Source organism: Oerskovia sp. NPDC060338, from assembly GCF_042726295.1.
In the GTDB taxonomy this organism is placed as follows: Bacteria; Actinomycetota; Actinomycetes; order Actinomycetales; family Cellulomonadaceae; genus Oerskovia; species Oerskovia merdavium.
This window is the reverse complement of the sequence record NZ_JBHXCQ010000011.1, coordinates 56,245-75,866: the sequence shown is the minus strand read 5'-3', so window position 1 is coordinate 75,866 and position 19,622 is coordinate 56,245. Positions and strand designations below refer to the sequence as shown.

Genomic DNA, 19,622 nt, shown 5'->3' with positions numbered 1-19,622 from the left:
CGGCTCACGCCAGGGCCTCCTCGATCTCGGCGACCAGCACCCACGGAGGGCGCCTGCCCACGATCGACGTCATGGCTCGCTCCAGGAGGTGGCGGTCACGGTCGGGCATGAGAGGGCAGGGTCGGCCAGGACGGTGCATCGACATGCGTCTATGTTGACACATTTCGATATAGGGAGACAAGGCGACATCGCTCTGCTGACGTCGGACCTGAGCCGAGTTGCGGAAGGCAACGGACCGTGGAGCATGGGGTGGGCGCTCCACCTGGACGCCGGTGATCGAGTGAGGGTGTGGGGCATGGCGACGGAGCTGACGGACCGGGCGGGGTTGGCCAAGGACGCGTACGTGTACGGGTATCCGTTGGTCTTCAACGTCGACCAGGTGCGGCGCTACGTGAACGAGGGGGTCGGTGCGAACCCGGCGGCGGCGTTCAACACGTTCTCGCACGCACGGCACCTCGCGGGCCCCGCAGACACGTTCGTGACGATCAACAACGACACCCTGTACTCGATGGCACAGCTGGACCTGTCCGTCGGTCCGCTCGTGCTGGACGTGCCGGCGACCGGGGAGCGCTACTACGTGCTCCAGTTCGTCGACGCCTGGACGAACAACATCGCGTACGTCGGGACGCGGGCCACCGGCAACGAGGCGGGCCGGTTCGTCGTCGTCCCACCCGGCTGGTCGGGCGACCTGCCCGCTGACGCCCTCGTGGTGCAGGCGTCGACCCGGATCGTGAGCATCGTCGGGCGGATCGCGTGCGCAGGACCGGACGACGTCGGCGCGGCGAACTCCGTCCAGGACCAGTTCCTGCTCCGGCCTCTCGACCTCACCGCGAAGCCTGCCGGCCTGCCTGACAAGGCGGCGTCCGGGGAGGAGGGCCTTGACTTCTTCGAGGACCTGCGACGGCTGTCCCAGGAGCTTCCGCCCTCACCGGCCGACGTCGGGTACGCGACCCGGTTCGACCCGCTCGGGCTCGCCGGGACCGCACCGATCCAGGACCCCGACGGCGAGCTCGCCGAGCAGTATCTGGCCGGGCGAGACCTGGTGGAGCACGCCTCTCACCACGGTTCCGCGCCCGTCAACAACGGGTGGACCGTCGGACTGCACATGTTCGACTACAACGTCGCCGCGCTCGGGCTGGGCACGATCGACGCGCCCGGGTGGAAGATCGCCGACCCGGCCGAGAGATTCCTCGATCGAGCCGTGGCGGCGCGCCTCGGCCTGTGGGGCAACCACGCCTATGAGGCCGTGTACGCCCAAGCCTTCACCGACGTCGACGGCGCACCTCTGCGCGGCGAGTCGACCTACGAGGTGCACTTCGACACCGAGCCGCCCGTCGGGGCGTTCTGGTCGATCACCCTCTACGACGTCCCCCGGTACTTCCTGGTCGACAACCCGATCGACCGGTACTCGATCGGCGACCGCACGCCTGGCACGCGGCGCGCCGACGACGGCACCTTGACCGTGACGATCTCCCACGCAGAACCCGCTGACCCGCTCGCGCGCGCGAACTGGCTCCCAGCCCCCGACGCGGCGTTCCGCCTGGTCCTGCGGCTCTACATCCCGGGGCTGACGGTGCTCGACGGCACCTACGGCTTCCCGCCCATCACCCAGGTCTGACCGCGCGCGTGCTGGCTCTCTGACGCCGCAGAGACCGCGTCTGCGGACGTCGGAGAGTCGGCCGGTCGGGCCGTCCTCAACGTCCTCGACGATGCCGACGTCCTTCGGCAGCACCGGTCTGCGTGGTGTGATCTCGCGTGCCACGAAGCTCGTGCCGCACGACCTGCCGGCCGTCGTCGAGCACCACGGTCAGCTCGGCACCTCGGCCCGGAGGTAGTGCACGCACGGTGACCTGACCCGCGAGCGCACCCCGGACGTGACCGGCTGCCTCCGCAACCGTCGTGGGGTCGACCAGGGGCTGCCCGCGGTCGTCGAGCAGACGCACGTCGACGCCTCTGGAGCGCGCCTGTGCGCACGCCTCCACCATGTCGGCCGTGGCGAGGCCCGGAGCGCGGAGCCGGTCCCGCAGCCCGGCCTCGATCAGTGTCGCGTCGGCGCGCTGGACGTCGGTGAGGCTTCGGCCGCGCGCGAGAACCTGGAGGGTGGGCCCGACGATCTCGGCGACCTCCTCGAGGCGTTGCCGCCCGGCCTCGATGGCAGCGTTCATGGCGTTCGCCTGCGAGGTCGCCCGTGCTCCGGCGGCCCGGTGCGCCGTGACCGATGCGACGAGCCCGACGAGCATGCGTCGCCACATCGTGCCGACGATGATCGCGGCCGTCGGTTTGAGCAGGAGCTCGAGCACCTCGGGCGCGTCCAGCCGTTGCCCCACGGCCCACGCGGTCAGGACGAGAAGCAGGGCGGAGCCCGCACCGCACGCGCCGCGGACCCGTCCCCGCACGGCCGCCAGCCCCACCTGGTAGCCCGCCAGGTACACCAGCGCGGTCCAGACCCCCGACGAGTCGGCTGCCAGGGTCAGGACGATCACCGCTGCGAGCGGAGCAAGCAGCGCGAGAGCCGCCCTGCGCGACGAGAGGTGGTCGGGCCCGCGCGACGTCAGTGCGAGCAGGGAGGAGAACAGCGCGAGGAGTGCGACCACGAGCGCGAGCGGGCCAGGGGAGTCCTCCCGGCCCAGGAGCACGTGCGCCGCCACCGTGCACCACACGTAGGCGAGCGCGAGCCGCGCGCCCCTGGTGCCGAGCCCGGAGGGCACCAGGTCGGGCCACGGCGTACGACCGGTCGACAGGTTTCCGGTGCCCCGCTCGTCCGGGAGCGCCTGCCCGCCGTCGGCGCGGCCGGTCGGGGTGAGGGCTTCGCTCAGGTGGCGGTTCCAGGAGAGCGTCACGCACGTGCCGCGCCCGCGCTCAGAGGTGATGACGGCGTCCCCGCCGGGGACCGCGGTCATGCGGCCGACGATGCTCGTCCTGATGCCGACGGAGTCCGTCCCTGCCCGGTGAGGGTCGAACCCGACGCCGTCGTCGATGACTTCCACGGTCAGCCCGGAAGAGTCCGACACGAGGGTCACGTGGACGCTGACCTGCTCCTGGGTGCCGCTCCCGGCATGGATCAGGCTGTTGCGCAGCGCTTCAGCCATGGCCGACACGACAGCATCCACGACAGGGGGCGGCACCGTGACCGCCTCGCACCGGCTCGTCACCCGGGCCGTGGGGTGGACCTGCGCGACACGTGCTTGGACGAGCGTCACGATCGAGTCGACCTGACCGACCGGGTCGCCGCCCCCCGCGCCCAGGAACCCCAGCGCGCGTCGCGCCGGGGCGACGAGCGTGGAGCCGACCCCCTCGGCCGCTCGGCCGGCGAACACGAGAGTCGAGAGGATCTCGTCGTGGACGATGCTGACGAAGCGCTGCTGCTCGGCCGCTGCGGCCTCGGCCTCGAGGCGCCCGTGCTCACGCCGCTCCGCATCGCGCTCCGAGCGGGCGAGCTGCTGGAGCTGGCGGCGGAGCGCGACGAAGACGGCGACGAACGCCATGTTGCCCAGGTGGATCGGCGTCTGGAGGACGACGTCCAGAGGCACGGAACCCTGGACCGCCCAGATCGCGACAGGAACGGCCAGGGCGAAGGCCTGGGACAGCACGAGGGCCCACTGCCAGCGCACGAGCAGGACGAGGAGCGAGACCGCCACCGGCTCGAGCTCCCACACCCACGGGACGGAGGACGCGCCGGACGTCTCCGCGAGAGGCCATGTCAGCGCGAGGGAGAGGCTCAGTGCAGGGATCGTCGCCCAGAACGCGCGCAGCGCGCGCGCCGGGACCGTTCGGGCGAGTGCGGCGAGCACCAGGATCAGCGCCGCCAGGACGACTGCGGCGACGTTCCACCACCCGGCAGCGTCCCCCCACCGCTCGATCGCGACCGGGACGGTGATCAGGACGAGCGCGGAGCCGCCGAGCGCGATGAGCAGGCCGACACGACGATCGGCGGTGATCGACGAGGAGGCCCCCGCGACCCGAGGTGCTGCGAAGCCGGTCACCGAGGTGGCGCCAGCATCCCGTCCTCGACCGCGCGGCGGTAGAGGTCGACCTTGGTGTGGGCCTGCCGATCGACGGCCGCGTACTTGGTCCGGATCCGTCGGACGTGGTCCAGCACGGTCTCTCGGGTGATCCCGAGCATCCGAGCGACACGGTCCGCCTTCTCGCCTGAGGCGTACAGCTCGAGCACCTGGCTCTCGCGAGCGGTCAGGCCCGCGTCCTGCACGGCTGCGTCGGCGTCGATCGCCGCTGCCCAGTCGACGCTGGCCACGATCTCTCCTCGCGCCGCGGCCCGGAGCGCGTCGACCAGCGTCGCAGGCGACTCGGACTTGCGGATCATCCCGGCCACCCCGGACCTTGCTGCCTGCCGGACCAAGGCCGGGTCGTCACCGGAGGTGTACGCCACGACGGTCACCCCGAGCCGGCGAAGCCGTTCCAGGTTCTGCGCGGGGGTCGTGCGGTCCGCCAGCCGGAGATCGAGAAGGACGAGGTCCAGGTCCGGCGCGGCGTCGACGAGCTCGCTGACCGTCGCCGCGCGCGCGACCAGGGCGAGGTCGTCGTGCTGATCAAGGATGGCTTCGACTCCCAGCCCGACCGCTGCGTGGTCGTCGACGATCCCGACGCGACGCCGAGGACCTGGATCGGGCGACGGGTCGTGGGGCGTGCGGTTCATCGGTGCCGTCCTCGCAGCCGGGTCGTGGTCGCGTCGATCGTAGCCCCGTGCCCCGTCACGGCCGGACCCGCCGAGCACCTCTTCACCCACCCCCACAACTGGGGGATACCCCGGGATCGAACGCTCACCCGGGGCTACGTTCCCTAGGAAACCCCTCTCGACCGAACGGAACCTCGATGACCTTCTGGCAGTCCGCCCTCCTCGTCGTGGAGATCTTCTTCTTCATGGCCTACCTCGTGATCCTGTTCCACGTCCTCTCCGACCTCTTCCGTGACCGGGGGCTCGGCGGTGTCGCCAAGGCGGCCTGGATCCTGTTCCTCGTGCTCGTCCCGGTCCTGACGGCCCTCGTCTACGTGATCGCCCGCGGCCGTGGCATGGCACAGCGCCAGAACGCCGCCGTCGACGCCGCGCGCCAGCGCACCGACGACTACATCCGTCAGGTGGCCGCGACGTCTCCGGCCCAGGACGTCGCAGCCGCCAAGGCGCTGCTGGACTCCGGTGCGATCTCCTCCGACGAGTTCGACCGCCTCAAGGCAGTGGCCCTGGCCGCGGCATGACGAACCAGGCACCGCAGGCGAGCACGGGACGCTGGACGACCTTCCTGGCCAAGCGCTGGCTGAGCATCGTCCTGGTCGCACTGACCGTGGTCTTCGTCGCGCAGAACCAGCAGGAGGTCTCGTTCAGCCTGCTGTGGGCCACCTTCTTCGCGCCGCTGTGGGTCGTGCTCGCGATCGTCCTGGTCGTCGGGTTGCTCGCCGGCGGCCTGCGCGTCAGGTCCAAGCACAAGGCGGCCGCTCGTGGCCGCCGGTAGCCCGACGGGGTGCGTGGAGCACGGGAATCCGTCCACCGACCAAGGAAGTGTCATGCGCGACCAGAACGAAGCGTCAGATGAGGTCTGGGGTCCCGTCTCGTGCCTCCTCCTCGAAGTGCCACCGGGCGCGAACGTCGGCCCGGGCGTCGTCGAGCTCCTGCACCTGGTCGACTCGCGAGCGGTCCGCCTGCTCGACATCGAGGTCGTCGAGCACACCCGGACCGGCCTGCGAAAGGTCGACGACGCCGACTGGTTCTGGAGGCTTGCGCCACCCGTCATCGAGCTGGTCGGGTCCTCGTCGGACCTGCTCGACGACGAAGACCTCCGGGTCGTCGCGGACCGGCTCGCACTCGGGTCCGTCGGCATCGTCGTGGTCTACGAGTCCTTGGTCATGCGCGACGTCGTCGACAGGTTCGCGAGCCACGGAGTCGAGGCCGTCCACTCCTTCGCCCTCCTGCCCAGCGACCTCGAGCTGGCGCTCGACCAGAGCGAGCCCGTGAGGAGCGGCACATGAGCCTCTTCCGGACAGCGAGCAAGGTCGCGGTCGCGAGCTCGGTCCACGGGCGGGTCCAGCAACGCCAGCGAGCGCGATGGGCCGCCGAGGACCAGGGCGCGAGCGCCGGAGTGGCGGCAGCTCGTCCGGCAGCCGGATCGAACCCGGCCGGCAGCTCGGCGCTGACACCTGTGCTCGACGCCATCCCGGACGTCGAGCGCCGGATCCAGCTCCTCCAGCAGCTCGTCGAGCTCCGCGACGCCGGGGTGCTCACCGATGCCGAGCTGGCGACCCAGAAGGTCCGGGTGCTGGGTTGATCCCGGCGAAGGACCGGCCGCCGCGTGCACAGGTTGCGCGCTGTGGCCGGTCCTTCGCCCGGGCGCGACATCGACCCCGAGCGGGTGGCGCCGATGCCCGGTGGGTCCGGCTGTGCCGTCCAGCCAGCGCGGGACGAGACGAGGACGTGCGGCTCCGGCCCGACGGGTCTCCCTATTCCCAGGTAGGGACGTTTCCACCGGCATAGCGGGCGCCGAAGCCACCGGTAGGCAGGATCTCGGCGATGCGGCGGAGGTCCTCGGCGGTGAGCGTCAGGTCGGCCGCGGTGATGTTCTCGGCCACGCGCTCCGGGCTCCGTGTGCCGGGGATCGGCACGACGTGGTCGCCCTGTGCGAGCAGCCAGGCGAGTGCCAGCTGGGCGACCGTGGCCTCCTTGGACTCTGCGAGAGCGGTCAGGTGGCGGGTTGCCTCGAGGTTCTTCTCGAAGTTCCCCGGCTGCCAGCGCGGGTCGGTGCGGCGCATGTCGGTCTTGTTGTACTGGTCGGCGGGCTTGGCGGTGCCGGTGAGGAACCCGCGGCCGAGGGGGGAGTAAGGCACGAAGCCGATCCCGAGCTCGGACAGGGTGGGGAACAAGGACTCGACGTCGCGCTCGAACAACGAGTACTCGGTCTGCAGGGCCGAGACCGGCTGCACGGCGTGCGCGCGGCGGATCGTGGTCTCGCCGGCCTCGCTGAGGCCGAAGTACTTCACCACGCCCGCGTCGATGAGCTCCTTGACGGTGCCGGCGACGTCCTCGATCGGGACGGCCGGGTCGACCCGGTGCTGATAGAGGACGTCGATGTGATCGACGCCGAGGTAGCGCAGGCTGTTCTGGACGACCTCACGGATGTGTTGCGGCCGGGAGTCCTGGCCGTGGTCGCGCGTGAACCCGAACTTGGTCGCGATGACGACCTCGTCCCGGAAGCTCTTGACGGCGCGGCCCACGATCTTCTCGTTCTCGCCCCAGCCGTAGAGCTCAGCGGTGTCGAAGAACGTCACACCCAGGTCGTGAGCTCTCTGGATCGTGGCGATGCCTTCCTGCTGGTCGCCGGGGCCGTAGGCGATGGAGATGCCCATCGCCCCGAATCCCAGCGCGGACGTCTCCAGGCCTTGCTGGCCCAGGGTGCGGTTCTGCATGAGGGCGCCTCTCTTCTGCTCGCTCCGACGCTCGTTCGACGACGGGCGGTGCGGCGGCCGGCCGATCGGCCGAACCGAACGGTTCGGTTCCACTCTAGGCCGAGGAGGTCGAGAGTCAAACCGAACGGTTTGGTTGTACTTTGGACGCATGGCCGACCATCACGCACCCAACCTCCCCGCATCGTCCGAGGGTGCCGTCGGCGGGGTTGACGGGACGCGTGAACGAGTGGTGGCTGCGGCCATGGACGAGTTCGCGCGCTACGGGATCGCCGGCGCCCGGGTCGACCGCATCGCCAAGCAGGCCCGCACGAGCAAGGAGCGCGTCTACGCGCACTTCCGAGGCAAGGAAGCGCTCTACGCCCAGACCGCGGCCCGCGAGCTCGGCGTCATCGCCCAGGCCACCCAAATCGATGCGCGCGACCTGCCGGGCTATGCCGGGCGGCTGTTCGACTACTTCACCAGCCGCCCCGATCACTACCGGCTGATCAGCTGGGGGCGCCTCGAGCTGACGGCGGGCGACGGGACGAGTCAGGACGCGATCGCCGGCAAGGTCGAGCAGCTCCGTCAGGCGCAGCGCGACGGGGCGCTCGATCCCACCTGGGACCCGTTCGACGTCCTTGCCCTGGTCAACCAGATCGCGACGACCTGGTCGGCGCAGCCCGAGATAGCGGCTGCCGCCAGCGAGCACTCGGACGACCGCTCGGTCGCAGCGCAGCGGGCCGCCGTGGTGCGCGCCGTCGAGCGCCTCTTCCCGGCGGCCGCTCCGCGTCCATAGCTCGGAGCGGGGCGTCAAGCCCGTCGCGCGCAGGTCGCTGACTGCGTGTCCTGCGCGGAGACGGGGCCCAGGCTGCGCGTGGACAGCGGGTGCTCGGCGAGCGCGCGGCCGCGACCTGCCCGTGTTCGACGCGCTGGGATCGGTCGGTGTCGACCAGTCGGACTCACCTCCGCAGGGTGTTGACACGGTACGTGTGAGCGCTAACATGTCATTCACTGTCACGTGCGGCAAAGTCTGACGCACGCTCGCCGGTCGCCGAGCACCCGCTCGGGGAGGCGCGGTCGACAGTTCCGCTCGATGGCGAGCGGGCACCCTTCGTCGGGTGTCCTGGGCCTCACGGCTGAGTCCCTTGCTGGCCTCGTCGACGGTGACGGCCCGATCTTCGGGGGAGAGCCCCGGATCGACCGGTCTGGCAGGAAGTACGTCCCGACAAAGGAGTTGACGTGACAGGAGCAAGACGACGCCGGGTGCACACGATGGTCGGAGGGACCCTCCTCGTGGGGCTGCTGGTCCCCACCGCCGTCGCCGCGGAGGTGTCGCCGCCGCCGTCGGGCCTGACCTCGACGGACAACGGCGACGGGACGTACGGGGTTCCCCTGCTGAACAGCGACGTGCCGGACATCAGCGTGGCGCGGGTGCCCGCTGCGGAGAGCACGGAAGGGCGTGACGTCTACTACATGATCAGCACGACCATGCACCTGAGTCCGGGCGCACCGATCATGAAGTCGTACGACCTGGTGAACTGGGAGACGGTCAACTACGTCTACGACCGGCTGGGCATCGGTGACGCTCCCTCCCTGCGCAACGGCCAGAACTCCTACGGCGAAGGGCAGTGGGCCTCGTCGTTGCGCTACCACGACGGCAGGTTCTACGTGGCGTTCAACACCAACAACCTCGGTGGTGCCTACATCTACAGCACGGACGACATCGAGGACGGAACCTGGGAGAAGGTTGCGCTCGGCCGGGGGTTCCACGACCTGTCGCTCTTCTTCGACGAGGCCGGCGGGGGGACTCCCTACATCTTCCACGGGTCGGGCAGCACGAGCGCCGTGCAGCTCAGCGACGACCTCACGACGATCGTCGCCGAGTACCCCGACATCTTCGGGTCGAAGGACTTCCCCGACTTCCCGATCCTCGCCAGCGGCATGCACTACGAAGGGACCCAGGTCTCCTACCGCGACGGCTACTACTACATGACGACGATCACCTGGCCGGCCGGCGGCAACCGGCAGGTCGTGCTCTTCCGCTCCAAGGAGCTGCTCGGTCGGTACACGGCGGTCGACGGGACGAACACCTACGAGGTGCGCAGCGGCCTGGACTCCGACGGGTTCGCGCAGGGCGGCCTCGTCGACATCGCCTCGGCCGACGGCGGGACCGACTGGTACGGCATGTTCTTCCGGGACACCTATCCGCTCGGGCGGATCCCCGCCCTGATCCCCGCGACGTGGGAGGACGGGTGGCCGACCTTCGGTGACGACGGCGTCGTCCACGCAGGAGACACGTTCACCAAGCCGATCACGCTCACGCCCGAGCAGGACCGGGTCGAGCGACTCAAGTCCGTCGTGGCGTCCGACGACTTCGCCAACGACGCCGAGCACAAGACCTTCCGCGACACCCGCTGGGAGATTCCTGAGGCGCCCGAGTACGACGAGTCCCTGCTCGGGGTCGAGCTCGTCGACAACCCTGGCTTCGAGGACGCAGGCATCGAGCCCTGGGGTTCTCAGTTCGGCGCGATCATCTCGCGCGACCCGAGCACGGCATCGTCCGGGACCGCGGCCCTGCGGGTCACCCACCGGACCGTCAACGGCTCTGCCCCCTACCAGCAGCTCGACGGCAGGATCCAGGCAGGCATCACCTACGAGATCTCCGCACGCGTGCGCTACACCGAAGGACCCGACACCGTGCGGTTCGACGTCGTGGGTGACTGGGGCACGGGCGTCAAGGTGCTCGCCGGCGTCGATGCCGCGAAGGGGCGGTGGGCGACGATCACCGGTACCTACACGATCCCGGCCGACGCCGACGTGCGTTCCTTCAAGCTCGCCGTCGAGACACCGTGGGCGAACCCGCAGCCGCCGTCGTCGAGCGTCGAGTACGTGCTCGACGACGTCTCGGTGACGGGCAAGGCTCCGCAGCTCGAGCACGTCCACGCCGACGAGGTGGCCTACAACGGGTCCGACCTGGACCTGGCCTGGGAGTGGAACCACAACCCGGACAACCGCTACTGGTCGCTCACCGAGCGCGAAGGATGGTTGCGCCTCACGAACGGGCACGTCGTGACGGGCGAGGCCGAGTACAGCAAGTCTCCCGGACGTGACCTGACCTACCTCGAGGAGGCGCGCAACACGCTGTCCCAGCGCACCTTCGGTCCCACCGGTTCGGCTGAGACGCGACTGGACGTGTCAGCCATGCTCGACGGCGACGTGGCCGGCCTTGCGGTCTACGGCCGCAGCTTCACCTATGCGGGGATCAAGCAGGTCGACGGCGCTCGCACCCTGGGTCTCGTGACCCGCCTGCAGCCCTTCGACGAGTCGATCGAGGCCGCCGCGGTCGAGAGCTTCGTCCCTGGGACCACGATCGACCTCGGGTCACGCACCGACGTCCGGCTCAAGGCGGACGCCGACTTCTCCTCCACCCCGGGGCAGCTGCGGGTCCAGTTCTCCTACAGCCTCGACGGCCGGACCTGGCAGCCGCTCGGCCCCTCGCAGGGGCCCATCGTCATGGACTGGAGCCTGTCGCACTTCATGGCCAACAGGTTCGGTCTCTTCAGCTACGCCACCGAGCAGAGCGGCGGAACCGTCGACTTCGACTACTACTACCTCAGTGACGTGCTCGATGCGGACGGGGGCGCGGACCGGACGACGCTCGACGCAGCGGTCGACGAGGCGCAAGGGCTCGACGAGCAGCGCTACACCCCGGAGTCCTGGACCGTCGTCGAGAAGGCGCTCGGCTGGGCGTTGGCCACCACGTCCCCGTCCACGCAGAACCAGGTCGATGCCCCGGCACACGCCCTCTCCGTCTCGCTCGCATCGCTCGTCAGGAGGGACGCCAGCGAGGTCGCGTTCACGGCGGAGGCCGTCGTCCGACCGGTCGCAGGCAAGGACGTCGTCACGGTCCGGGTGATCAACGGCGAGGACGCCCCCGTGGACGTGACCGTCGCGACGCCGTACGGGACCAAGACGTTCACGGCCGTCTCACCCGGTAAGAGCGCCCAGCAGTCGTTCGCCACCCGGCTCGCAGCGGTTCCCGCAGGAGAGGCGACCGTCACGGTCACCCGGACGGTCGACGAGCGCGACCTGACGACCTCGCGTGTCGTCGCCTACGGCCGGACCGGGTCGTAGATGGCGCGTGGCCCCGCCCTCACGGGCGGGGCCGGGCCCCTGGAGGCCACCACTCGTGCCGGCCCGACGTCGCGGCGGCACAGCACCACCCATGGAAGACCGACAGAGCAAGGAGGCTCTTGTGACACATCGTCACGGACGACTGAAGGAACGCACCACCGCAATGATCCTGGCCGGTTCGCTGGGGGTCGTCGGACTGGCCGCGGTCGCGGTGCCCAGCTCCGCGGCGCCCGGCACCGCCCACGCCCGGTCTGCGGACACCGCCTCGACGAACGTCGTCGCCAACCCGGGGTTCGAGGACGGTGTCGTCGCCCCCTGGGTGATCCGCAACGGGGGAGACCTCGAGCTCTCGGACGATGCGTACTCGGGAGCGTCCTCCGTCCTCGTCACCGAGCGCCAGACCACGCAGTCCGGCCCGTGGCAGGACCTCACCGGCAAGGTCGAGGCAGGAGGGTCCTATGCCGTGTCGGCCAAGGTGCGCTACGACACGGGCCCTGCGACCAAGCAGTTCTTCGTGACCGCGTTCACCGGGGGCTCCAGCTACACGAACATCGCGACCGGGACGCTGAACCGGGGTGAGTGGGGAACGCTCCAGGGCACCTGGCTCCTGCCCGCCGGGACGACACCGGCCGAGGCGCACGTCTTCGTCGAGACGCCCTGGGTGCCCGACCCCGCGGCGGACCCGGCACAGCACCTCATGGACTTCCGGGTCGACGACGTGTCGGTGACTCTCACGAGCCCGGGCGGTGGCGGGTTCGACGCCGTCGGCAAGGTCCCGGGAAACACCAACCCGCTCGTCTCCCACGCGTTCGGTGCCGACCCGTACGCGTTCGCCCACGATGGCCGGGTCTACGTCTACACGACCAACGACACCCAGGAGTGGGCACCCGACGAGAACAACATCAGCACGCCCAACACCTACGGGAAGATCAACCAGATCAACGTGATCAGCTCGGCCGATCTCGTGAACTGGACCGACCACGGTCCCATCCAGGTCGCGGGCCCCACCGGCGCGGCGACCTGGGCCAACAACTCGTGGGCCCCGGCGTTCGCCAGCAAGACGATCGCCGGCAAGGAGAAGTTCTTCCTCTACTTCGCGAACAACGCGGCCAGCGTCGGCGTCCTGGAAGCGGATTCTCCTCTCGGCCCCTGGACGGACCCCCTCGGCAAGCCCCTGATCAGCCCTGAGACGCCCGGAGCGGCGAGCAACGGCAACTGGCTGTTCGACCCCGCGGTGGTCGTCGACGACTCGGGGCAGGGCTACCTGTACTTCGGTGGCGGCGAAGGGAACCCGCCCGAGACGCCCAACAACCCCAGGACCACCCGCTGGATCAAGCTCGGCGACGACATGGTCTCCACCGTCGGGACCGCCCAGGTCGTCGACGCCCCCCGCATGTTCGAGGCGAGCCATGTCTTCGAGCGCGAGGGGAAGTACTACTACTCCTATTCGACCAACTTCAGCAGCGTCGCTCCGTCGCCGGGCTACCCGGCCAACGGCGTGATCGCCTACATGATGGCGGACTCGCCAGAGGGACCCTGGACCCCCGAGCAGTTCGAGGGCACCGTCCTCGACGGCATGTACCAGGAGTTCGGTGTCGGGGGGAACAACCACCAGTCGTTCTTCGAGCTCGACGGTACCTACTACATGGCCTACCACGCCCAGACCCTCAACCTCGCACTCGTCGGTGGAGACGCGAGCAAGGTCAGGGGATTCCGCAGCACCCACATCAACGAGGTGACGTTCCAGCCCGACGGCACCATGAACAAGGTCGATGCCGACTACGTCGGTGTCTCGCAGATCGCGCCTCTCGACCCGTACTCGATCATCGAGGCCGAGACGATCGGCTACCAGAAGGGGATCACGACCGCGCTGCTCACGAGCCCGACGTCGACGCCCGCTCTCAAGCTGACGGACATCGACTCCGGCGACTGGGTGGCTCTGGCCGGTGTCGACTTCGGTCAGGACGGGGCGACCGAGTTCGGCACCACGATCGCACCCCTCGCCGGCGGCCGCGTCGAGGTTCGGCTCGACAGCCCCGACACGTCCACGAGCGCGAACCTGGTCGGCACGATCGACGTGCCCGCAGGTGACGGAACCTGGACCGACCTCGCGACCACGATCGACCGCACGACCGGTGTCCACGACGTCTACCTGACGTTCGCCGGCGACCAGGAGGGCGACCTGTTCGACGTCGACACCTGGCGATTCGGGGTCGCCGGCGCCGAGGTCGAGCCCGTGGATCTCGCGGTCACGGCCAGGGCGCAGTGCGTCGCGGGCCGGGCGAACCTCACGGTGCGTGCGGTCAACGGTGAGGACGTGGCCGTGAGCGTGGCGCTCACGACGCCGTTCGGCACCAAGACGTTCGCGTCGGTGGCGGCGGGCAAGAGCGCGTCGCAGTCGTTCAACAGCCGTGCGGCTGCGGTCCCCGCGGGGACCGCGACGGTCGTGGGCACGATCGGCACGGGGGCCGGGGCCCGCTCGACGACGTTCGACGTCGAGTACCCGGCCACGACCTGCGGCTGACGACCGCACCAGCTCCGCCGGGGTCGCGAGGTCCTCTCGCGGCCCCGGCGTGAACCCTCCGGTCCAGACGGGCCGGTGACAGGACCAGCACGACCAGCACCAGGCGCTCGGCGCCTGCTCCTCGGCCGCCTCTCTCCGGCACCAAGAGCGCAGTGCATGCCGAAGGTGGCAGCGAGTGACACACATGTCACGGGGCCATCGTGTCCCCGTGACGGATACACCCAGTGCGACCGGTGGGCTGCGCGCGCTCGCTCGGGCGAGCGTGCGTACCGCGATCGCGGACCGTGCCCTCCAGCTGTTCGACGAGCAGGGGTACGACGAGACGACGGTCGACGACATCGCCGCAGCCATGGGGATCTCGGGTCGCACCTTCTTCCGCTACTTCGCGACCAAGGAGGACGTCGTGATCGGCGACCTGATCATCGGGGGCGCTGCCCTGAGGGACAGGGTGGCCGCGCTGATCGTGGAGCAGGCTCCGTGGCACGCGTTGCACGGTGCGATGCGCGAGGGAGCAGAGGAGATCGACGCGAACCCCGTCCGCTGGCGGCGGACCATGCGCGTCATCAACAGCACGGCGTCGTTGAGAGCGCGCAACATCGAGAAGCACCTGACGTCGTCCGCCTTGCTGACCCCCGTCATGTCCGGGCACGTCGCGCCTGACCCGAGACTCGGGGACCTGCCGGCTCGTGTCGTCGTGTCCTCTGCTTTCGCCTGCCTCGACTCCGCGCTGACGAGCTGGACCACCGCTGACGGCTCCGTCTCGCTCGTCGACACGCTCGACATCGCCTTCGCCGCCAGGCTCGACCAGACCGCCGCGCGCTAGGGAGCTCTGCCCAGTCCTTGCACGGCGGCGACCGTCCGCCCGTGCGGCGTTCGAGGTGTGTCCAGACGCGTCCGACGCCGCCCCCGTGCCGCGACCGGGTTGCCCGGTGCGACGCGCGAAAGTCCCCGCCGCCGTCGGGTCCCCGACGTGCCTCCGCGGCCTCCAGCCGTGGTGAGCCGACCGCACCGCGCGGTGTGGTTGCGCTTCCATGATCCACTGGGCGCACGAGAGGGGTGAACGATGAAGTCACGTGTCGCGACGATCCAGGACGTCGCACGGAGCGCGGAGGTCTCGACGACGACGGTGTCGAGGGTCGTCAACCGCAAGGGGTTCGTGAGCGACGGCGCGCGGCTCGCGGTGCTCGAGGCGATCGACGACCTCGGCTACGTGCCGTCGGCCGCTGCACGAGGGCTCGCGTCCCGGCAGAGCGGGATGATCGGGCTGTGCCTGCCCGACACGGGGAAGCCCGACGACCTGGCCGGTCGTGCGCACGACGGCTCCGGGGTGCGCGTGCTCCTGGACCCGCGGCCGGCCGGTGAGATCGGGTGGGGAGGCCTGTACTTCGGTGAGGTGTTGCGCGGAGCCGAGTACGCGGCCTGGGAAGCGGGCCTGGCCCTCACCGTCGCGACGGCGCGCGAGCCCGATCTCGAGGCCCGCGTCCTGGCCATGGCGGGTCGTGTCGACGGGCTCGTCGTGGTGGCCCAGTCCCTCCCGGACGACCTGCTCGATCACGTCGCCCGACGCGTCCCGCTCGTGGTGCTCGCGGGCCCGATGGTCACCGACCGTTACGACCACGTGACGGTCGACAACGCCGCGGGCATGACCCGGCTCGTGGAGCACCTCGTCGTGGACCACGGGATCCGCGACCTCGCCTACGTGGCAGGGCGAGCCGGTACCCCCGACGACGCCGAGCGGTTCCGCGGCTTCCGCGAGGCCTTGGCGGGGCAGGGCATCGACCCGCCTGCCGAGCCGCGGTCGCGCGGAGACTTCTCTCGCCGACGCGCCCGCGAGCTGGCGGCCGAGCTCCTCGACGGCCCCGGGTCGCTCCCGCGGGCACTGGTGTGCTGCAACGACGAGACGGCGCTCGGCCTGCTCGACGTGCTCGTCGCGCAGGGAGTGCGCGTGCCCGAGGACGTCGTGCTCACAGGCTTCGACGGCATCGACGCGGCGAGGACGTCGGTCCCGCCGATCACGACCGTCGAGCAGCCGACCGCGGAGCTCGGGCGGCTCGCCGTCGAGCGACTGACGACCCGGATCGGTGCGCCGCGCCGTCGTCCCACGGTCACCACGTCGTCCGTGACCGTCCATCTGAGGGCGAGCTGCGGCATGCATCCGAGTGTCCCGTCCGACGAGAACGAAGGCTGAACCATGGAGAGCGTCACCAAGAACCGGCAGTCGCCCGAGACGCTGCGGACGATGATCGAGCGGGCGTTCGGACCGCAGCAGGTGCCCGACGACGACGGCTTCGCCACCGAGCTCACCTACGGGTACTTCAACGCTCTGTACCGGATCCGACTGGCCGACGGCAAGGAGGTCGTCCTGAAGATCGCGCCTCCGGCCGGCGTCCCGGTCCTGACCCACGAGCACGACATGATGCGCAACGAGATCGCCGCGATGGACCTGGTCCGGCGCGCGTCCTCCGTGCCGGTACCCGAGCTTCTCCACGCCGACCTGTCACGAGAGCTGTGCGACGCCGACTACTTCTTCATGGAGCACGTCGACGCCACGTGCTTCGGCATCGCGGCCGACGCAGGGCAGCTCCCCGCGCACGTCGTCGACGCGGGGTTCGAGCATCTCGGGTCCTTGAACCGCGACCTGAACGCGATCGTCGGGACGCACTTCGGCCCGGTCCGCGGTCCAGGCTTCGGCACGTGGCGTGAGGCGGCCACGACGATGTTCCGTACCGTCCTGGCCGACGGGGTGCGCGCAGCGGTCGACCTCGGGTGGGATCCGGAGGTCGTGCTCAAGGCGTTCGAGGATCGTGCCGACGTGCTCGACGACGTGACCGGACCGCGCCTCGTCGAGGTCGACCTGTGGGCCAAGAACTCGATGATGCGGGACGGGCGCATCGTCGCGATCATCGACCACGAGCGCGCGATGTTCGGCGACCCCCTCATGGAGGCGGGACTGACCGGCCTCGACCTGCCCTCGTTCCCCGACCCGGAGCCCTTCATGCGAGGGTTCGGCCTCGTCGAGCTCGACCACTCCCAGCGGACCAGGCGCCACCTGTACACGCTGTGGCTCGCCGTGACCATGCTCGTCGAGACGACCTACCGGCAGCAGAGTCCTGAGCAGTACCGCTGGGCGTGCGAACAGCTCGACATCGCCATGGGGCTCCTCTGCCGGACGACGTGACGGCGACCGCACCCTCGCACGCCACACCTGCTCCGGCCGACCTCCTGGGGACCCGGCCCGTCGGGCGCCTCCTGTGGCACACGTGCTCGCAGACCACTCTCTCCGTCGGCGTCTACGGCATCTACGCCCTGACGAACGCCTGGTTCGTCGCGCGCGGCGTGGGCCCGACGGCCATGGCCGCGGTGAACCTCGTGGCCCCGTTGCTGCTCGCCCTGGGCGCCGTCTCGACCACGGTCGGCGTCGGTGCGGCCTCCGTCGTCTCGCGGAGCCTCGGCGCCGGCGACCCGGCGCGCGCGGCACGTGCGGCCGGCAACGCGTTCGTCATGTTCTGGGCCGCGGCCCTCGCCACCACGGCCGTCGGCATCGCCTTCCTCGAGCCGCTGCTGGCCGCGCTGGGGGCGACGGGCCCGACGATCGACGACGCACGGGACTACGCGCTCGTCCTCCTCGCGGGGGCGGTGGTCTCGACGGGCTTCTCGAGCCTGGTCCGCGCCGAGGGGCGCATGCTCTTCTCCACGATGCTCTGGCTCGTGCCGGTCGCCGTCCAGATCGCGCTCGACCCCCTGTTCATCTTCGTGCTCGACCTCGGCGTGCGAGGTGCCGCTCTCGGCACGGTCGGCGGCCAGGCGGTCTCGGCAGCGATGAGCCTGTGGTTCTTCTTCCTCCAGCGCCGGCGTCCCTATCGCATCACCTGGTCCGACCTGCGTCCGCACGGACCGACCCTCGGTGCGATCCTCGGCGTCGGCGCGCCGTCGTTCCTCGCGGGTCTCGGCACGACGCTGCTCGTCGTGCTCGTCAACCTCTCGCTGGTTCGAACGGGTGGTGCGACCGTCCTCGCGGCGTTCGCCGTCTGCGCCCGGCTGCAGACCTTCGCGACCATGCCCCAGACCGGCATCAGCCAGGGCCTTCAACCCGTGGTGGGGTACAACGCGGGGGCACGGCTCGTGGACCGCGTCAGGAGGGCACGCACTCTCGCGCTCCGGGCGACGACGCTCTACAGCGTGCTCGCCGCGACCGCGCTCGCGGTCCTGGCGGAACCTCTCGTGACCTTCTTCGTCGACGAGCCCGACGTCGTCCGCACCGGGTCCGTGGCGCTTCGCGTCCTCGCCGTCGGCCTCGCGGTCTCCGGGGTCGCCCCGCTCGTCTCGGCGTACTTCCAGGCGCTGGGACGTGCTCGCCCGTCCTACCTGATCTCCCTCGGGACGCTCGTCGGGATCAAGGTGCCCCTCGTCCTCGTCCTGGGACCCACCGGATCCAGCGGCACCTGGATCGCGCTCGCCGCGGGCGAGGTGCTGGCCGCCCTGGCCGCGCTCCTGGTCCTCCTCGCCGTCCAGCGTCGAGACCGTCGCGGCGCTCCCTAGGGACGCCCTGGCGGGTGCTCCGATCGTCCCGCCCTCCGGCGAGGGCGGGACGACCTGACGTGCCCGGCCTCAGCCCGTCGTCAGCTCGCGGGCCGCCGCCCACTCCCGGAACCCGGTCGCGATCTGCGGCGCGTGCGTGTGGTGGAGGTAGTGCTCGCCGGGCACAGGAACCACGGTGCCGTCCTCGACGGTCGCGGCCTGCTCCTCGTGCAGCGCCAGCCAGTCCGGGTTGTTCGCGTTGTCGGCCTCGACGAACAGCAGCAGCGGCAGGTCCGCCGGGAACGTCGTCCCGAGCGCACGCTCGAAGTTCGTGCTGATGTGCGACATCTCGTCGAGGTACGTGGGGCGCAGCGAGTTCCGGTGGGTGAACATCGTCATCTGCTCACGTGCGTGGTCGGAGTACACGGAGCCGTCGAGCCCGCCGCTCCCGAACGCGGTGAGGACGCGGACCAGGCCGAGGTTCTTCGCCGCGGCCATGAGGCCCGTCGGGAACGCCGTGTCGGTGTGCGGTTGCCCGGGGACGCTCGTGTCGACCCCGACGAACGCCATCACCTCGTCGGGGTAGCGTGCGGCGTACTCGATGCCGTAGATGCCCGCGATCGAGTGCCCCATGAGGACGTAGCGGTCGAGGTCGAGCGCCTGGAGCGCCTCGTGCACCTCGGTCACGACGTTCTCCGTGGTCCGCTCCACGTCGGTGCCGTCGCTCAGTCCGTAGCCGAAGGGTTCGACGACGACGACCCGGTGGTCCTGGGCCAGGTCCGTGACCAGCGGCTCGAAGTCGAGGACGGGAGAAGGCGTCCCGAACCCGGGCAGGAGGACCACGTCGACCGGGCCGGCCCCGGTGACGAGCACGTTCATCTGGCGCCCGTCGACCGTCACCGTTTGGCCGTAGGACTCGATCCGGTTGCTCTCGCGCGCGGTCGCGACGGCGTTCACGACGGTCGTCGTGGCCAGGGCCACCGCGACCACGGCGCCGGTCGCGGCCACGGCCACGAGCACTCTCTTCACAGGCTTCTTCACGCGTTCCTCTCTACGC

At 70.4% G+C, this 19,622-nt stretch carries 16 protein-coding genes; 12 read left to right on the top strand and 4 right to left on the bottom strand.

All coding sequences use genetic code 11. The annotated features are described in order from the left end of the window. Positions 1–295 precede the first annotated feature (295 nt). On the top strand, positions 296–1,618 hold the full coding sequence (locus ACFWGN_RS14425; RefSeq protein WP_377617697.1) for a DUF1254 domain-containing protein: 1,323 nt from the start codon (positions 296–298) through the stop codon (positions 1,616–1,618). Positions 1,619–1,694: 76 nt separating this feature from the next. Here ACFWGN_RS14425 and ACFWGN_RS14420 read toward each other — a convergent pair whose 3' ends face one another. Together ACFWGN_RS14420 and ACFWGN_RS14415 are read right to left on the bottom strand one after the other, a co-directional pair. After that, entirely contained in the window at positions 1,695–3,983 is a 2,289-nt protein-coding gene (locus ACFWGN_RS14420; RefSeq protein WP_377617695.1) for an ATP-binding protein, read from the bottom strand. Continuing rightward, positions 3,980–4,654 carry a response regulator gene (locus ACFWGN_RS14415; protein WP_377617693.1) on the bottom strand — a complete coding sequence of 225 codons (675 nt, stop codon included), beginning with the start codon at positions 4,652–4,654 and terminating at the stop codon, positions 3,980–3,982. Before ACFWGN_RS14415 ends, ACFWGN_RS14420 begins: the two co-directional genes overlap by 4 nt. A 176-nt stretch (positions 4,655–4,830) precedes the next feature. Here ACFWGN_RS14415 and ACFWGN_RS14410 point away from each other — a divergent pair, with 176 nt between their 5' ends. From ACFWGN_RS14410 to ACFWGN_RS14395, 4 genes are read left to right on the top strand one after another with little or no spacing between them, the layout of a single operon-like run. Next, positions 4,831–5,211, top strand: coding sequence for an SHOCT domain-containing protein (locus tag ACFWGN_RS14410; protein ID WP_377617691.1), 381 nt, complete (start codon positions 4,831–4,833; stop codon positions 5,209–5,211). Next, a complete protein-coding gene (locus ACFWGN_RS14405; RefSeq protein WP_191802311.1) occupies positions 5,208–5,465 on the top strand; it encodes a lipopolysaccharide assembly protein LapA domain-containing protein in 258 nt (85 codons plus the stop codon). Before ACFWGN_RS14410 ends, ACFWGN_RS14405 begins: the two co-directional genes overlap by 4 nt. A gap of 52 nt (positions 5,466–5,517) precedes the next feature. Continuing rightward, the gene (locus tag ACFWGN_RS14400; protein ID WP_377617690.1) at positions 5,518–5,979 is read left to right on the top strand and encodes a hypothetical protein; all 462 of its coding nucleotides are present in this window, start codon (positions 5,518–5,520) and stop codon (positions 5,977–5,979) included. Continuing rightward, entirely contained in the window at positions 5,976–6,275 is a 300-nt protein-coding gene (locus tag ACFWGN_RS14395; RefSeq protein WP_377617688.1) for a hypothetical protein, read from the top strand. Before ACFWGN_RS14400 ends, ACFWGN_RS14395 begins: the two co-directional genes overlap by 4 nt. Positions 6,276–6,447: 172 nt before the next feature. Here ACFWGN_RS14395 and ACFWGN_RS14390 read toward each other — a convergent pair whose 3' ends face one another. Then, positions 6,448–7,410, bottom strand: coding sequence for an aldo/keto reductase (locus ACFWGN_RS14390; RefSeq protein WP_377617687.1), 963 nt, complete (start codon positions 7,408–7,410; stop codon positions 6,448–6,450). Between the two features lie 148 nt (positions 7,411–7,558). Here ACFWGN_RS14390 and ACFWGN_RS14385 point away from each other — a divergent pair, with 148 nt between their 5' ends. The 7 genes from ACFWGN_RS14385 to ACFWGN_RS14355 all read left to right on the top strand — a co-directional run bounded on the left by ACFWGN_RS14385 (position 7,559) and on the right by ACFWGN_RS14355 (position 18,586). Continuing rightward, positions 7,559–8,185: a TetR family transcriptional regulator gene (locus ACFWGN_RS14385; RefSeq protein ID WP_377617686.1), complete on the top strand. Its 627-nt coding sequence runs from the start codon at positions 7,559–7,561 to the stop codon at positions 8,183–8,185. A 443-nt stretch (positions 8,186–8,628) separates the two neighbouring features. After that, on the top strand, positions 8,629–11,523 hold the full coding sequence (locus ACFWGN_RS14380) for a family 43 glycosylhydrolase (RefSeq protein ID WP_377617684.1): 2,895 nt from the start codon (positions 8,629–8,631) through the stop codon (positions 11,521–11,523). 163 nt (positions 11,524–11,686) lie between these two features. Further along, positions 11,687–14,047 (top strand): family 43 glycosylhydrolase, encoded by a 2,361-nt coding sequence (locus tag ACFWGN_RS14375; RefSeq protein WP_377617683.1) that lies wholly within the window; start codon positions 11,687–11,689, stop codon positions 14,045–14,047. Between the two features lie 208 nt (positions 14,048–14,255). Continuing rightward, on the top strand, positions 14,256–14,870 hold the full coding sequence (locus tag ACFWGN_RS14370; protein ID WP_377617681.1) for a TetR family transcriptional regulator: 615 nt from the start codon (positions 14,256–14,258) through the stop codon (positions 14,868–14,870). Between the two features lie 240 nt (positions 14,871–15,110). Further along, the gene (locus ACFWGN_RS14365) at positions 15,111–16,235 is read left to right on the top strand and encodes a LacI family DNA-binding transcriptional regulator (RefSeq protein ID WP_377617680.1); all 1,125 of its coding nucleotides are present in this window, start codon (positions 15,111–15,113) and stop codon (positions 16,233–16,235) included. Positions 16,236–16,238: 3 nt separating this feature from the next. Continuing rightward, positions 16,239–17,225, top strand: a complete 987-nt coding sequence (locus tag ACFWGN_RS14360; protein WP_377617678.1) for a phosphotransferase family protein — start codon at positions 16,239–16,241, stop codon at positions 17,223–17,225. Further along, positions 17,222–18,586, top strand: coding sequence for an MATE family efflux transporter (locus ACFWGN_RS14355; protein WP_377617676.1), 1,365 nt, complete (start codon positions 17,222–17,224; stop codon positions 18,584–18,586). Before ACFWGN_RS14360 ends, ACFWGN_RS14355 begins: the two co-directional genes overlap by 4 nt. Before the next feature lie 69 nt (positions 18,587–18,655). On the opposite strand, the gene ACFWGN_RS14350 is transcribed toward ACFWGN_RS14355, so the two are convergent. After that, complete coding sequence (locus ACFWGN_RS14350) at positions 18,656–19,606, bottom strand: alpha/beta hydrolase (RefSeq protein WP_377617674.1); 951 nt, start codon at positions 19,604–19,606, stop codon at positions 18,656–18,658. Positions 19,607–19,622 lie beyond the last annotated feature (16 nt).